This is a genomic window from Streptomyces spororaveus (assembly GCF_016755875.1).
Lineage (GTDB): Bacteria > Actinomycetota > Actinomycetes > Streptomycetales > Streptomycetaceae > Streptomyces > Streptomyces spororaveus.
Window position 1 is genome coordinate 1,976,864 of sequence record NZ_BNED01000005.1, and the last position, 14,122, is coordinate 1,990,985.

General features: G+C 74.9%; 11 protein-coding genes and 1 riboswitch. Of the genes, 6 read left to right on the forward strand and 5 right to left on the reverse strand.

Annotated elements, in window-relative coordinates; genetic code table 11:
• The first annotated feature begins 219 nt into the window (after window positions 1–219).
• Both Sspor_RS11630 and Sspor_RS11635 read left to right on the forward strand, forming a co-directional pair.
• Window positions 220–1,185, forward strand: a complete 966-nt coding sequence (locus Sspor_RS11630; RefSeq protein ID WP_202199052.1) for a trypsin-like serine peptidase — start codon at window positions 220–222, stop codon at window positions 1,183–1,185.
• A gap of 105 nt (window positions 1,186–1,290) precedes the next feature.
• The gene (locus Sspor_RS11635) at window positions 1,291–1,893 is read left to right on the forward strand and encodes a TetR/AcrR family transcriptional regulator (protein ID WP_202199053.1); all 603 of its coding nucleotides are present in this window, start codon (window positions 1,291–1,293) and stop codon (window positions 1,891–1,893) included.
• A gap of 204 nt (window positions 1,894–2,097) precedes the next feature.
• On the opposite strand, the gene Sspor_RS11640 is transcribed toward Sspor_RS11635, so the two are convergent.
• Window positions 2,098–3,060: an oxidoreductase gene (locus Sspor_RS11640; protein ID WP_202199056.1), complete on the reverse strand. Its 963-nt coding sequence runs from the start codon at window positions 3,058–3,060 to the stop codon at window positions 2,098–2,100.
• Window positions 3,061–3,274: 214 nt separating this feature from the next.
• Here Sspor_RS11640 and cbiE point away from each other — a divergent pair, with 214 nt between their 5' ends.
• Genes cbiE through Sspor_RS11655 form a run of 3 tightly spaced genes read left to right on the forward strand, consistent with a single transcriptional unit; the run spans window position 3,275 to window position 6,049 of the window.
• Window positions 3,275–4,540, forward strand: coding sequence for a precorrin-6y C5,15-methyltransferase (decarboxylating) subunit CbiE (gene cbiE, locus Sspor_RS11645; RefSeq protein ID WP_202203609.1), 1,266 nt, complete (start codon window positions 3,275–3,277; stop codon window positions 4,538–4,540).
• Window positions 4,537–5,286: a precorrin-4 C(11)-methyltransferase gene (gene cobM / locus Sspor_RS11650; protein WP_202199057.1), complete on the forward strand. Its 750-nt coding sequence runs from the start codon at window positions 4,537–4,539 to the stop codon at window positions 5,284–5,286. Before cbiE ends, cobM begins: the two co-directional genes overlap by 4 nt.
• On the forward strand, window positions 5,276–6,049 hold the full coding sequence (locus tag Sspor_RS11655; RefSeq protein ID WP_202199058.1) for a cobalt-precorrin-6A reductase: 774 nt from the start codon (window positions 5,276–5,278) through the stop codon (window positions 6,047–6,049). Before cobM ends, Sspor_RS11655 begins: the two co-directional genes overlap by 11 nt.
• A gap of 133 nt (window positions 6,050–6,182) precedes the next feature.
• Here the strand turns inward: Sspor_RS11655 and Sspor_RS11660 are convergent, their stop codons facing one another.
• The 3 genes from Sspor_RS11660 to Sspor_RS11670 are packed head-to-tail and all read right to left on the reverse strand — an operon-like array spanning window position 6,183 to window position 9,654.
• The gene (locus tag Sspor_RS11660) at window positions 6,183–7,688 is read right to left on the reverse strand and encodes a precorrin-2 C(20)-methyltransferase (RefSeq protein ID WP_202199059.1); all 1,506 of its coding nucleotides are present in this window, start codon (window positions 7,686–7,688) and stop codon (window positions 6,183–6,185) included.
• On the reverse strand, window positions 7,685–8,332 hold the full coding sequence (locus tag Sspor_RS11665) for a precorrin-8X methylmutase (RefSeq protein WP_237403813.1): 648 nt from the start codon (window positions 8,330–8,332) through the stop codon (window positions 7,685–7,687). Before Sspor_RS11665 ends, Sspor_RS11660 begins: the two co-directional genes overlap by 4 nt.
• Window positions 8,329–9,654 (reverse strand): ferredoxin-like domain-containing protein, encoded by a 1,326-nt coding sequence (locus Sspor_RS11670; protein WP_237403814.1) that lies wholly within the window; start codon window positions 9,652–9,654, stop codon window positions 8,329–8,331. The genes Sspor_RS11665 and Sspor_RS11670 overlap by 4 nt, the downstream gene beginning before the upstream one ends.
• Before the next feature lie 302 nt (window positions 9,655–9,956).
• Window positions 9,957–10,088: riboswitch (cobalamin riboswitch) on the forward strand.
• Between the two features lie 42 nt (window positions 10,089–10,130).
• On the opposite strand from Sspor_RS11670, the gene cobN reads away from it, so the two are divergent.
• On the forward strand, window positions 10,131–13,748 hold the full coding sequence (gene cobN, locus Sspor_RS11675) for a cobaltochelatase subunit CobN (RefSeq protein ID WP_202199060.1): 3,618 nt from the start codon (window positions 10,131–10,133) through the stop codon (window positions 13,746–13,748).
• Window positions 13,749–13,861: 113 nt separating this feature from the next.
• On the opposite strand, the gene Sspor_RS11680 is transcribed toward cobN, so the two are convergent.
• Complete coding sequence (locus Sspor_RS11680; RefSeq protein ID WP_030715088.1) at window positions 13,862–14,083, reverse strand: hypothetical protein; 222 nt, start codon at window positions 14,081–14,083, stop codon at window positions 13,862–13,864.
• Between the last annotated feature and the right edge of the window lie 39 nt (window positions 14,084–14,122).

Below are 14,122 nucleotides of genomic sequence, written 5' to 3' on the forward strand. Positions count from 1 at the left end.
CCCCCTCGCACAGTCGTCCCCCGCCCGGCACCATAGCCCGGCGGGGACAACAGGGGCCATGGAACGTCGAGTTCGGAAATCCGCGCGTGGACCGGGGGACCGCCTGCGGGGGTACCGGGGGGCAGGGCTGTGAGCACGGACACGTCCACGCTCCGGAACCGGGGCCGCCACTCCCCCATCGAACGAAGAGCCGGAAAGCGTCTGGGGCGGGAGCACTACATGGTCGACAGGGTTGACGAGCGGGAACGGCGGCGGGGCCGGGCCGCCCCGCGGGGCTCCATGGCCGTCGGCCTCCTGTGCACCGTGGTCCTCGCGGGCGTCGGCTACGTGGCCTGGGAGCTGCGCGGCATCGCCGCGAACCGGGCGGACGGCGATCCCGCGCGGGGCGTCTACCAGCAGGACCCCGAGCGTGCCGACAAGACCGCGGCCGCGGTGCTGGACGGGATCGTGCGGGAGGACCCGGAGCCGCCGACGGACGGCAGGGCCTTCTCCGCCGCCGGAGCGGTGGACTGGCGGTACGCCGGATGGCAGCCCTCCGACCCCCTGGAGGCCCGGCCCGCCCCGGCCGAGCCCGCCATCGGCGCGCTCTTCTCCCCCGGCGGCGACGGCGACCCCGACCACCACTGCTCGGCCGTCGTGGTCCACTCCCCGCAGGGTGACCTCGTCGCCACCGCCGCGCACTGCGTGTACACCGGCGGCTTCCGCACCAATCTCGCCTTCGCGCCCGGCTACCAGGACGGCGTGGCCCCGTACGGCATCTGGGTGCCGACCCGGATCGACGTGGACCCGCGCTGGACGCGGGACCAGGACCCCGACCACGACATCGCCCTGGTGCGGTTGCGGCGGCCGGGCAATCCCGGGCAGCGGCTGGAGGACGTCACGGGGGCCCTGACCATGGACTTCGGGACCGAACTGCCGGCGCCCGCCCGGGTCATGGGCTACCCGAACTACGCCGAGCAGCCGCTGGAGTGCCGCAACACCGCCGTCCCGGCCGGGCCGACGCAGGTGCGCCTGGACTGTGCGGACGTACCCAACGGCACCAGCGGCGGCCCGGTGACGACCGGCCGGGGCACCCTGATCGGGGTGATCGGCGGCCGCGACGGGGGCGGGGACGAGGAGACCTCGTACTGCGTCCGGTTCGGCGACGGCGCCCGCGCCCTGTACGAGCGCGCCACCACGTCCTGAGCGACGTCGCGGGACAGGCCGGCGGACGGCCCCGGACCACCCGCGGTTGTTAGGCTCGTCGGCACGGATTTCGGGCTTCAGGACGCACACCGACGGGACCGCACCATGTCTCCTAAGCAACAACGTGGCGAGGCCACCGTCGATCTGCTCCTGACCACCGCCCTGCGGGTGTTCGCCGAGTCCGGCCAGCAGGGTTTCACCGTGAACGCGGTCGTGTCGGCCAGCGGGGTGAGCCTGGGCAGCCTGTACCACCACTTCGGGAGCTTCGACGGTCTCGCCGCCGCCCTCTACATCCGGTGCACGGGCGAGCTGTGCGACGAGATGGTCGCCGCCCTCACCCGCTGCCGCACGGCCCGCACGGGGGTGCGCTCGTGGGTGACGGCCTACCTGACGTTCACTCAAGAGCGCCGGGACGTGGCGCTGTTCCTGCACGCCTCCGCCTACTCCGGCTATCTGGCGGCCCACGCCGAGGAGATCGGCGCGGCCAAGGCGGAGAAGTTCGCGGCCATCATGCGGTGGCTGGGGGAGCGCATGGAGCGCGGCGAGATCGCCCCGCTCCCGGCGCCCGTCGTCGAAGTGCTGGTCATGGGCCCGCTCACCGAGGCCGCCCGGCGCTGGCTGTCCAGCACCTACGAGATCGACCTCACCGAGGCCGCCCGCTACCTCCCCGACCACATCTGGCGCTCGCTGCGCCCCGAGCCCGTCTGAGTTCCCGCCCGGTCCGGCCCGGTCCCCGGCCGTGACGGTGGATGCGGTCGTGACGGCCGCGGGTTTCTGGGTGGTTGTCCGGCTCGTCGTCGCTCATGCCGCAGATTCTGCTGCGCGGGGGGCGCCCGGGGCAGGCCCGCGCCGGGGCGCCCGGAGGCGACCCGGGGGCGGGCGGACTCACTGCGGGACGCCCGCGCGATCCGCTCAGCGCGGCAGGGCGGCGTACGAGACTCCCGTGAGCTCCTCGGAGGCGGCCCACAGCAGCTCGCCGGTCCGGTCGTCGAGGGTCCACCCGGCCCGCCAGGACCGCGCGGGCGCCCCGCGCCAGCCGAACCGGGGGCCGATGAAGGCGTCCGGCCGGATCCCGGGCGCGGTGGCCGCGTAGAGGGTCGGCCGCGCGCCCGAGGAGGTGGGCTGGGCGAGGACCGCGTTGCCGAACGCGGCCACCCGCGAGTTGAGGGAGGGGCCCTCCAGCTTGGACGCTCCGGAGTGCAGGTTGCTGGAGGCGTATCCGGGGTGGGCGGCGACGGCGGTGATCGGTGAGCCGGCGGCCGTGAAGCGGCGGGACAGCTCGTGCGTGAAGAGCAGGTTGGCGGTCTTGGAGCGACCGTAGGCGATCCAGCGCCGGTAGCCGCGCTCGGCGCCCGGGCCTGCGAGACCGTCGCCGGCGAGGCCCGCGTCGTCGGGGTCGATCCTCCCCAGCACGTGGAAGCCGCTGGAGACGTTGACGATCCGGGCCCCCGGCGCGGCGGCGCGCAGCCGCGGCAGCAGCAGACCGGTCAGGGCGAAGTGCCCGAGGTGGTTGACCCCGAACTGCGTCTCGAACCCGTCGGCGGTCCGCCCGTACGGCAGTGCCATCACACCCGCGTTGTTGATCAGCAGGTCCAGCGAGGCGTGCCGCCGGCCGTACTCCGCCGCGAATTCCCGTACGGAGGCCAGGTCTGCCAGGTCCAGCGGCATGAACTCCACGTGCGCCGCGGGCACTTCCCCCCGGAGCCGGATCACGGCGGCCCGGCCGCGGGCCGCGCTCCGGCAGGCCAGCACGACCGCGGCGCCGTGCCGGGCGAGCTCGCGGGCGGTGACGTATCCGATTCCGCTGTTGGCCCCGGTCACGACGGCGCTGCGGCCGCTCTGGTCGGGGATGTGCGTGGCGTTGCGGCCCGGCATGGCGGCTCCCTCGTGAGGCAGTGGGTTACCGAGGGTAGCCCGAAGGGGTTCCGCGGGTGCCGCCAGGGCGGCACGGCAGAGGCCACCAGGGCTGCACCGCGGATGTCGCCAGGGCGGCGCGGGCCCCGGATCCGCAGGCCAGTAGGCTGCGGGTCCGCCCCCTTTCCCCCTCCCGTCCCCGAGGAACCGCGCAGTGAGCTCCCCGCCGCCCCCCATGCCCGTGACGGTCGTCGGCCTCGGCGCGGACGGCTGGGCCGGGCTCTCGGCCGCCGGCCGCTCCGCCCTCTCCTCGGCCGAGGTGCTGATCGGCGGGCCGCGCCAGCTGGACCTGCTGCCGGCCGCCGAGTGCGCCGGCCGGCGGGTGGCCTGGCCGAGCCCGCTGCGGCCCGCCGTACCGAAGCTGATGGCCGAGCACGCCGGCCTCCGGATCGCGGTGCTGGCCAGCGGTGACCCGATGTTCTACGGGATCGGCCGCGCCCTCGCCGAGGAGCTCGGGCCGCACTCCCTGCGGGTCCACCCGCACCCCTCCTCCGTCTCCTACGCCTGTGCCCGCCTGGGCTGGCCGGTGGAGGACACCGAGGTGATCACCGTGGTGGGACGCCCGGTGGCCCGGCTGGCGGCCGCGCTCCACGAAGGGCGCCGGGTGCTGGTGCTCAGCGCCGGAGCGGCCTCCCCGGGCGAGATCGCCGCACTGCTGCGGGAACGGGGCTTCGGCCCGACCCGGATGCGGGTGCTGGAACAGCTCGGGTCCGAGCGCGAGGACACGTACGAGGGCACGGCCGACGGGTGGGAGCACGCGCCCGGCGATCCCCTGAACGTGGTCGCGCTCGACTGCCGCCGGGACCCGGCCCACGGCGCTCCGCGCCTCGGCGCGACCCCGGGGCTCCCGGACACCGCGTACGAACACGACGGGCAGCTCACCAAGCGCCATGTCCGGGCCGCGACCCTGTGCGCGCTGGCCCCGGCCCCCGGCGAGCTGCTGTGGGACATCGGCGGCGGGTCCGGCTCCATCGGCATCGAGTGGATGCGTACGCACCCCTCGTGCCGGGCGGTGGCCGTGGAGCGCGTCCCGGAGCGGGCCGCACGCATCGCCCGCAACGCGGCGGCGCTCGGCGTCCCCGGCCTGCGGGTGGTCATCGGCGCCGCGCCGGACGCGCTGGCCGGGCTGCCGGCCCCCGACGCCGTGTTCATCGGCGGCGGGCTGACCGCGCCCGGCCTGCTGGACGCGGCCTGGGCCGCACTGGCCCCGGGCGGCCGCCTGGTGGTCAACACCGTCACCCTGGAGTCGGAGGCGGTGCTCGCCGAGCGCTACCGGCGCCACGGCGGCGAACTGGTCAAGCTCGCCGTCGCGCACGCCGTGCCGGTCGGCGGTTTCACGGGCTGGCGGCAGGCGATGCCGGTCACCCAGTGGTCAGTGACGAAGTCGGACGGGCCGGCCGCCGGGCCGGACGGATCGACCGAGGAGAAGGATCGAACATGACCGTGTACTTCATCGGTGCGGGCCCCGGCGCCGCCGACCTGATCACGGTGCGCGGTGCCCGGACCCTGGCCGCCGCCCCCGTCTGCCTCTACGCGGGCAGCCTCGTGCCGCGCGAACTGCTGGCCGAGTGCCCGGCGGACGCCCGCCTGGTCGACACCTCGCAGCTCAACCTGGACGAGATCGTCGCCGAGTGCGTACGGGCCCACGAGGCGGGCCGGGACGTGGCGCGGCTGCACTCCGGCGACCCGTCGATCTTCAGCGCGGTGGCGGAGCAGATGCGGCGGCTCGACGCGGCCGGCATCCCCTACGAGGTCGTCCCGGGCGTCCCGGCCTTCGCCGCGGCCGCCGCCGCCCTCAAGCGGGAGCTGACCGTCCCCACCGTCGGGCAGACGGTGATCCTGACCCGGATCGCCCAGCAGGCCACCCCGATGCCGCCCGGCGAGGACCTGGCCACGCTGGGCCGCAGCGGCGCGCTGCTGGTGCTCCACCTGGCCACCCGCTACGTCGACCGCGTCGTCGACGAGCTGCTGCCGCACTACGGCGCCGAGTGCCCGGTGGCGGTCGTGGCGATGGCCAGCCGCCCCGACGAACTGATCCTGCGCGGCACCCTGGCCGACATCGCCCCGCAGGTGAAGGAGCACGGGCTGGTGCGCACCGCCGTCATCGTGGTGGGCCGCACGCTCGGCGCGGAGCAGTTCCGCGACAGCCACCTGTACTCGCCCGAGCGCGACCGGCATGTCTGCTGAACCGGCTCCCCTGCCCGCCCACCACGTCCTGATCCTGGGCGGCACGACGGAGGCCCGCCGCCTCGCGGAGGCGCTGGCCCCCGATCCCTCGTGCCGGGTGACCACCTCGCTCGCGGGGCGGGTCGCCTCGCCCGTGCTCCCGCCGGGCGAGACCCGGATCGGCGGCTTCGGCGGGATCGCGGGCCTCGCCGCCTGGATCGTCGAGCACGACGTCACCCGCGTCGTCGACGCCACCCATCCCTTCGCGGAGCGGATGAGCTTCCACGCGGCCGAGGCCCAGGCGCTGACGGGCGTGCCGGTGCTGGCCCTGCGGCGCCCCGGCTGGACACCGCGGCCGGGCGACGACTGGACCTTCGTGGACTCCCTGGAAGAGGCGGCCGTGCGGCTGCCCGGCCTCGGCTCCCGCGCGTTCCTGACCACCGGCCGGATGGGCCTGCACACCTTCGCGCACCTCACCGGCACCTGGTTCCTGGTGCGCTCGGTGGACCCCCCGGCGGCGCCGGTGCCGCCGCGGCTGGACGTCCTGCTCGCCCGGGGCCCGTTCACCCTGGACGACGAGCGGGAGCTGATCGCCCGGCACCGGATCGACGTCCTGGTGACGAAGGACAGCGGCGGCTCGGCCACCGCCCCCAAGCTCACCGCGGCCCGCGAAGCCGGCATCCCGGTCCTCGTCGTACGCCGCCCCGCGGTCCCGGAGGGCGTACCGGAGACCGGTTCGGTGAGCGCGGCCCTGAACTGGCTGGGCAGCGCGGAAGCCTTCTAGCGGAGGGCTTCCGGCGGAGCGCTTCTTGTCACGAGCGCTCGCGGAGAGGGCCCGGTGCCCGGCGGCGGACCGCCCCCGGGTACCGGGCCCTCTCCTTCGGCTCACTCGGCCTCGCACGCGGAGCCGGTCACGCTCACGGGTAGCGGCGCGGGGTCCAGGTGATCCTCGATCCGTCGGCCCGCTCGGTGACCTGCGTCTGCGAGGAGCCGATCAGCAGGATCGTGCGCATGTCGACCTCGGACGGCTCCAGTCCGGCGAGCGTGACGATCCGTACCGACTGCTCGGGGCCGCCCACGTCGCGGGCGACGACCACCGGGGTCTCGGGCGGGCGCAGCTCCAGCAGCAGCTCGCGGGCCTGCGCCACCTGCCAGGTCCGGCTGCGCGAGCCGGGGTTGTAGAGGGCGAGGACCAAGTCGGCCGCGGCGGCCGCGCGCAGCCGCTCCGCGATGACCTCCCAGGGCTTGAGCCGGTCGGAGAGGGAGATCGTCGCGTAGTCGTGGCCGAGCGGGGCGCCGGCCGCGGCGGCCGCCGCGTTGGCCGCGGTCACCCCGGGCAGGACCCGTACCGGCACGTCCTTGTACTCCGCCTGCCCGGCGACCTCCAGCACCGCCGTGGCCATGGCGAAGACACCGGGGTCCCCGCCGGAGACCACGGCCACCCGCTTGCCGCGCCGGGCGAGGTCGAGGGCGAACTCGGCGCGCTCCGACTCCACCTTGTTGTCGGATCCGTGCCGGATCTGGCCCGGCCTGACGGGCACCCGGTCCAGGTACGTCGTGTACCCGACGAGCACCTCGGCGTCCGCGAGGGCGCGCCGGGTCTGCGGGGTGAGCCACAGCGGGCCGGCCGGTCCGGTGCCCACGACGACGACCTCGCCGGGGCCCGACGGCACGCTGCCCGGGTTGCCGATCCGGCTGGGGAGCACGGCGACGGCGAAGTACGGCACGCTGTCGGCTTCGATGTCGGCGAGGAGTCCGGTGCGCTCGCCCTCCATCGTGGCGCGCTCGACGTAGCGGGCCTCGGCGAGCCGGCCGCTGTTCTCCAGCGCGCCGCGGACGGCGGGGAAGGTCCGGCCGAGCTTCATCACGACCGCCGAGTCGGTGGCGGCGAGGCGGGCGGTGAGCTCCTCCTCGGGCAGGGTGCCGGGGAGGATGGTCAGCACCTCCTCGCCCTCGACGAGCGGGGTGCCGAGCCGGGCGGCGGCGGCGCTGACCGAGGTGACGCCGGGGATGACCTCGGCCTCGTAGCGGTCGGCGAGCCGCTTGTGCATGTGCATGTACGAGCCGTAGAAGAGCGGGTCGCCCTCCGCGAGCACGGCCACGGTGCGGCCGGCGTCCAGGTGCGCGGCGAGCCGGGCGGCGGCGGCCTCGTAGAACTCCTCCATCGCGCCCTGGTAGCCGCCGGGGTGGTCGGTGGTCTCGGTGGTGACCGGGTAGACCAGCGGTTCCTCGACGTGGTCGGCGCGCAGGTGCTTCGCGGCGATCGAGCGGGCGATGGAACGGCCGTGGCGGGCGCTGTGGTAGGCGACGACGTCCGCCTCGCCGATCACCTCGACGGCGCGCAGGGTCATCAGCGACGGGTCGCCGGGGCCGAGCCCGACCCCGTACAGACGGCCCTTGGCCTGTGCCTCGGGGGCGCTCATTCGGCCACGCTCGCAATGGCGTTGACGGCGGCGGCGGCCATCGCGCTGCCACCGCGCCGACCGCGCACGATCAGGTGGTCGAGCCCCGAGGGGTGGGCGGCGAGGGCGTCCTTGGACTCGGCGGCGCCGATGAAGCCGACGGGGACCCCGATGACGGCGGCGGGGCGCGGAGCGCCCTCCTCGATCATCTCCAGCAGCCGGAACAGCGCGGTCGGCGCGTTGCCGACGGCGATCACCGAGCCCTCCAGCAGCCCGCGGTCGCGCCAGACCTCCAGGGCGGCGGCGCTGCGCGTGGTGCCCATCTTCGCGGCGAGCTCCGGTACGGCCGGGTCGGAGAGCGTGCAGATCACGTCGTTGCCGGCGGGCAGCCGCTTACGGGTGACACCGCTGGCGACCATCTGCACGTCGCACAGGATCGGCGCGCCCGCCTCCAGCGCCGCGCGGGCGCGCAGCACGACCTCGGGCGTGAACCCGAGGTCCTGCGGGAGGTCGGTCATTCCGCAGGCGTGGATCATGCGCACCGCGACCTGGGCGACCGTGTCGGGCAGCCCGGAGAGGTCCGCCTCGGCGCGGATCGTGGCAAAGGACTGGCGGTAGATGGCCGCGCCGTCCTTCTCGTACTCAAACACGGTGTACTCGCTCATTTCTTCACTACGTCGGGGTCGGTGCGGGCGTCCGCGAGTGCCGCGGCAAGTTCGGAGGGCCGTACGTCGTCGCGTACGGGGCGGCCGGGCGCGGCGAGCCGGTATCCGGAGCCGGTGGCGACCAGGTCCACCCAGGCGGTGCCGCGCGGGTGTCCGCAGCGGCGCTCGCAGCCGGACCAGTGCACGGGCAGCGGACCCCGCGCGAGGTCGGCGACGGCGCGCGCGTCGGCGCGTACGTCCGCGCGGGACTTCGCGCACCCGGGGCGCCCGGTACAGGCGGTGACGGACTGCCAGGGGCTGTCGGGGGCGAGGACCAGCCCGGCGTCCTCGATCCGGCCGGCCCCGTTCCCGCCCACCGAGGGCAGGACGACGCTGCGCCACGGGGTGACGCGCAGCCGGCCGCTCCCGTCCTCGTCCGCGACCCGTACCAGGACCCGCCACTGGGCGGAACCGAGCCGGCCGAGCGGGGGCAGCACGCACAGGGTGGCGCGGCCGTCGTGCCCGGCCGACCGCCCCGGCCGGGGCGGGGCCGCGTACGGCCGGCGCGGGGCGCCGGCGGGCGTGGCGGCGATCCCGGCGGCGCCGAGGCGCCGGACGAACTCGGCGGTTTCCAGGGCGTGTTCGGCGGGGAGTTCGGAGACCCGCCAGGCCTGGGTGCCCGCGGCAGCGACGGCGTCGAGGAAGTACCGGGCGGCCGACAGGGCCGCCCGGGGGGTGTCCCGTCCGGCGAGCTCCACGGCGTCGGCGGCGCGGCCCAGCCGGACCAGCGCCCGGCCCTCGGGACGGCCGAGCACGGTCACGTCGGGGCCGAGCGAGGCCACGTCCCCGCGCCCGTCGTCGAAGGCGAACAGGAACCGCCCGGACAGCGCGGCCGCCCAGGGGCTCGCGCACAGCAGCCGGTCGAACTCCATGGCCCAGGCCAGCGCGTCGGGCCGGGCCGGATCCCGGGGTCCGTCCGGTCCGTCCGGGCCGTCCAAGCCGGACATGGGCGTGGCCACGATGTTCCGTACCCGCTCATGACTCGGTGCGGGAAGCAGCCCGGCCCCGTCCAGCAGCTCCGCGAGCCCGGCGCCGCAGCCGTCGGCGAGCCCGCGCAGCTGCACGTTGCCGCGCGAGGTCAGCTCCAGGTGCCCGTCACCGAACCGGTCGGCGGCGAGCGCCAGCGCCTCGGCCTGCCGCACGGTGAGCAGCCCGCCCGGCAACCGGACCCGCGCCAGGAACCCGTCGTCCGCCGCGTGCAGCCGCAGCGCGCCCGGGCAGGCGTCACCGCGCTCCCGTATGACGGGTTCGTCCCGCGATGCGGCGGAGGGGGGCTGGGGCATGGCCGCGAGCATACCCACGATTGCGACCCCCGGACCTGTGTCCGTCACCACCCCGACCAGCGATTCCGTCCCCGCCGCCGCGCACGCCACTCCCCCGGCCCCACCCGCCCCGCCGCCCGGTACACCCCCCCCCGCCGGCGTTTGAGGCGCGGGGCCCGGGGCAGAGCCCCGGCAACGGCGCCGCACCCACAAGCCGCCCCGCCCCACCCCTTCGGAGCCGGCCGCCACCCCGGCGGGAGCCACCAGCCACCCCACCCACCCCGGCGGGAGCCGCTCGCCCCTAAGATGACCTTCCGGCGGACCATACGGCCCGCCGTCGCCGAGGACGGCGACATGGGAGGAAGCCCGGTGCGATTCCGGCGCGGTCCCGCCACTGTGAACCCCGCGGAGCGATCCGGCGACCGGGGTGAGTCAGGAACTCCCGCTGTCCTCACACTGCCCGGGGCGCGGAAACCCCGAGGAAGGCCTGCCGCCGCATGATCCTGCTGCTGTCGACGTCCGACACCGATCTGCTCAGCGCCCGCGCAGCGAACACGGCGGACGGCCCCGTCCCGTACCGGTTCGCGAACCCCTCCCGTCTCCCCCTCGACGACCTGCCCGGCCTCCTCGACGGGGTCGACCTGGTCGTCGTACGCCTCCTCGGCGGCCTCCGCGCCTGGCAGGACGGCCTCGACCTGCTGCTGGCCCCCGGCCAGACCCGCCCGGTCGTGGTGCTGACCGGTGAACAGGCTCCGGACGCCCAGCTCATGGAGGCCTCCACGGTCCCCATCGGCATCGCGGCCGAGGCCCACGGCTACCTCGCCCACGGCGGCCCCGCCAACCTGGACCAGCTGGCCCGGTTCCTCTCCGACACCGTGCTCCTCACCGGCCACGGCTTCGAGCCCCCGGCGGCCTCCCCCACCTGGGGCCCGCTGGAGCGCACCCCGCAGCGCGCCGAGGGCCCGCGGATCGCGGTGCTCTACTACCGCGCCCACCAGATGAGCGGCAACACCTCCTTCGTACACGCCCTGTGCGAGGCGATCGAGGGCCACGGCGCCCAGGCGCTGCCGCTGTACGTGTCCTCCTTGCGCACGCCCGAGCCGGAGCTGATCGCCGCGCTGGAATCGGCCGACGCGGTCGTCACCACGGTCCTTGCGGCCGGCGGCACCAAGCCCGCCACCGCCTCGGCGGGCGGCGACGACGAGTCCTGGGACGCGGGCGCGCTCGCGGGTCTCGGCGTGCCGATCCTGCAGGCCCTGTGCCTGACCGGGTCGCGTGCCGCCTGGGAGGAGAACGACGAGGGCCTGTCCCCGCTGGACGCCGCCACGCAGGTCGCGGTGCCCGAGTTCGACGGCCGTCTGATCACCGTCCCGTTCTCCTTCAAGGAGCTCGACGAGGACGGCCTGCCCGCCTACGTGGCCGACCCCGAGCGGGCCGCCCGGGTCGCGGGGATCGCCGTACGGCACGCCCGGCTGCGGCACATCGACCGCCGCGACAAGAAGGTCGCGCTGGTCCTGTCCGCGTACCCGACCAAGCACTCGCGCATCGGCAACGCGGTCGGCCTCGACACTCCCGCCAGTGCCGTGGAGCTGCTGCGCACCCTCATCGCGGGCGGCTACGACTTCGGGCCGACCGAGGACATCCCCGGTCTGGTCTCCGGCGACGGCGACGAGCTGATCCGCGCCCTGATCGAGGCCGGCGGCCACGACCAGGACTGGCTGACCGAGGAGCAGCTGGCCCGCAACCCGGTCCGGATCCCGGCCGCCGACTACAAGCGGTGGTTCGCGGAGCTCCCGGCCGAGCTGCGCGACAGCGTGACCGAGCACTGGGGCGAGGCCCCGGGCAACATGTTCGTGGACCGCTCGGCGAACCCGGAGGGCGACATCGTCCTCGCCGCCCTGCGCCGCGGGAACCTGCTGATCCTGATCCAGCCGCCGCGCGGCTTCGGCGAGAACCCGATCGCGATCTACCACGACCCGGACCTGCCGCCGTCGCACCACTACCTGGCCGCGTACCGCTGGATCCAGGCGCGTGCCGAGGACGGCGGCTTCGGCGCCGACGCGATGATCCACCTGGGCAAGCACGGCAACCTGGAATGGCTGCCGGGCAAGAACGCGGGCCTGTCCGCGGCCTGCGCCCCGGACGCCGCGCTCGGTGACCTGCCCCTCATCTACCCGTTCCTGGTGAACGACCCGGGCGAGGGCACGCAGGCCAAGCGCCGCGTGCACGCCACGCTGGTCGACCACCTGGTGCCGCCGATGGCGCGCGCGGAGTCGTACGGCGACATCGCGCGCCTGGAGCAGCACCTGGACGAGTACGCGCAGATCTCCGCCATGGACCCGGCGAAGCTGCCGGCCATCCGGGCCCAGATCTGGACCCTGATCCAGGCGGCCAAGCTCGACCACGACCTGGGTCTGGAGGAGCGTCCGGACGACGACGGCTTCGACGACTTCCTGCTGCACGTCGACGGCTGGCTGTGCGAGGTCAAGGACGCCCAGATCCGTGACGGTCTGCACGTCCTGGGCGCCGCGCCGACGGGCGAGTCCCGGGTCAACCTGGTCCTCGCGATCCTGCGCGCCCGCCAGATCTGGGGTGGTACGACGGCCCTGCCGGGTCTGCGCGAGGCGCTCGGACTGGACGAGTCCAAGGCCACCCGTACGTCCGCGGACACGGTCGAGGAGCAGGCCCGCGCGCTGGTCCAGGCGATGGAGGACGCGAACTGGTCCCTCGACGCCGTGCCCTCGGTCGCGGCCGGGCACTCGGCGGACGTGGCGGCCGTCCTGTCCTTCGCGGCCCGCGAGGTGGTGCCGCGCCTGGCCGGCACCACGGACGAGATCGCGCACGTGGTCGCGGCCCTGGACGGCCGTTTCATCCCGGCGGGCCCCTCCGGCTCCCCGCTCCGCGGTCTGGTCAACGTCCTGCCGACGGGCCGCAACTTCTACTCGGTCGACCCGAAGGCCGTCCCCTCCCGCCTCGCGTGGGAGACGGGCCAGGCGCTGGCCGAATCGCTCCTCACCCGCTACCGCACCGACAACGGCGCGTGGCCGGCCTCGGTCGGCCTGTCCCTCTGGGGCACCAGCGCGATGCGCACGTCGGGCGACGACGTGGCGGAAGCCCTCTCCCTCCTCGGTGTCCGCCCGGTCTGGGACGAGGCCTCGCGTCGCGTCACCGGCCTGGAGCCGATCCCGCTGGAGGAGCTCGGCCGCCCCCGCATCGATGTGACGCTCCGTATCTCGGGCTTCTTCCGGGACGCGTTCCCGCACGTCATCGGCCTGCTCGACGACGCGGTGCGGCTGGCGGCCTCGCTGGACGAGCCCGCCTCGGACAACTACATCCGGGCCCACGCCCAGGCGGACCTGGCCGAGCACGGCGACGAGCGGCGCGCGACGACCCGTATCTTCGGCTCGCGCCCGGGCACCTACGGCGCCGGCATCCTCCAGCTGATCGACTCCCGCGACTGGCGCACCGACGCCGACCTCGCGGAGGTCTACACGGTGTGGGGCGGTTACGCGTACGGCCGCGGCCTCGAAGGACGCCCCGCCCGGGACGAGATGGAGACGGCCTACAAGCGCATCACGGTCGCGGCGAAGAACACCGACACGCGCGAGCACGACATCGCCGACTCGGACGACTACTTCCAGTACCACGGCGGCATGGTGGCCACGGTCCGCGCCCTGCGCGGCACGGCCCCGGAGGCGTACATCGGCGACTCCACCCGCCCGGAGACGGTCAAGACCCGCACCCTGGTCGAGGAGACCTCGCGCGTCTTCCGCGCCCGCGTCGTGAACCCCAAGTGGATCGAGGCGATGCGCCGCCACGGCTACAAGGGCGCCTTCGAGCTCGCGGCGACGGTGGACTACCTCTTCGGCTACGACGCCACGACGGGCGTGGTCGCGGACTGGATGTACGACAAGCTCACCGAGACGTACGTCCTGGACCCGACGAACCGCGCCTTCCTGGAGGAGGCCAACCCCTGGGCCCTGCACGGCATCGCGGAGCGCCTGCTGGAGGCCGAGTCGCGCGGCATGTGGGAGAAGCCGGACCCGCAGATCCTCGAATCCCTGCGCCAGGTCTACCTGGACACGGAGGGCAACCTGGAGGGCGAGTCCGAGTAGCCCTCACGGAACGGAGCACAGGCCGTCCCCCTCACCCAGCCACTGGGGTGAGGGGGACGGCTTCCCTCGTTCGGGCCCGCGCACCCCGAGCACGCGGACCCGGCACCGCGTACCTACGCCTTGACGGTCTGGTTCAGCGCGACGAGCGCCTGGGCCCAGCGGACGTACTTCAGCTGTCCGAAGTCGGCGACGGTCTTGACCCCGAACGCCTGGTGCAGCAGCTTGCCGTCCTCGTCGCTGACACCCTTCAGCGCGGCGACGGGAGCCGCGAGCACCTCGGCGAGCGGCTTGTCGGCCCACGCCTTGTCGAGCACCTTGTCCAGATCGATCGCCATGACCGTCCCTCTCGGAATACCGAAACGAATATCGGGGCA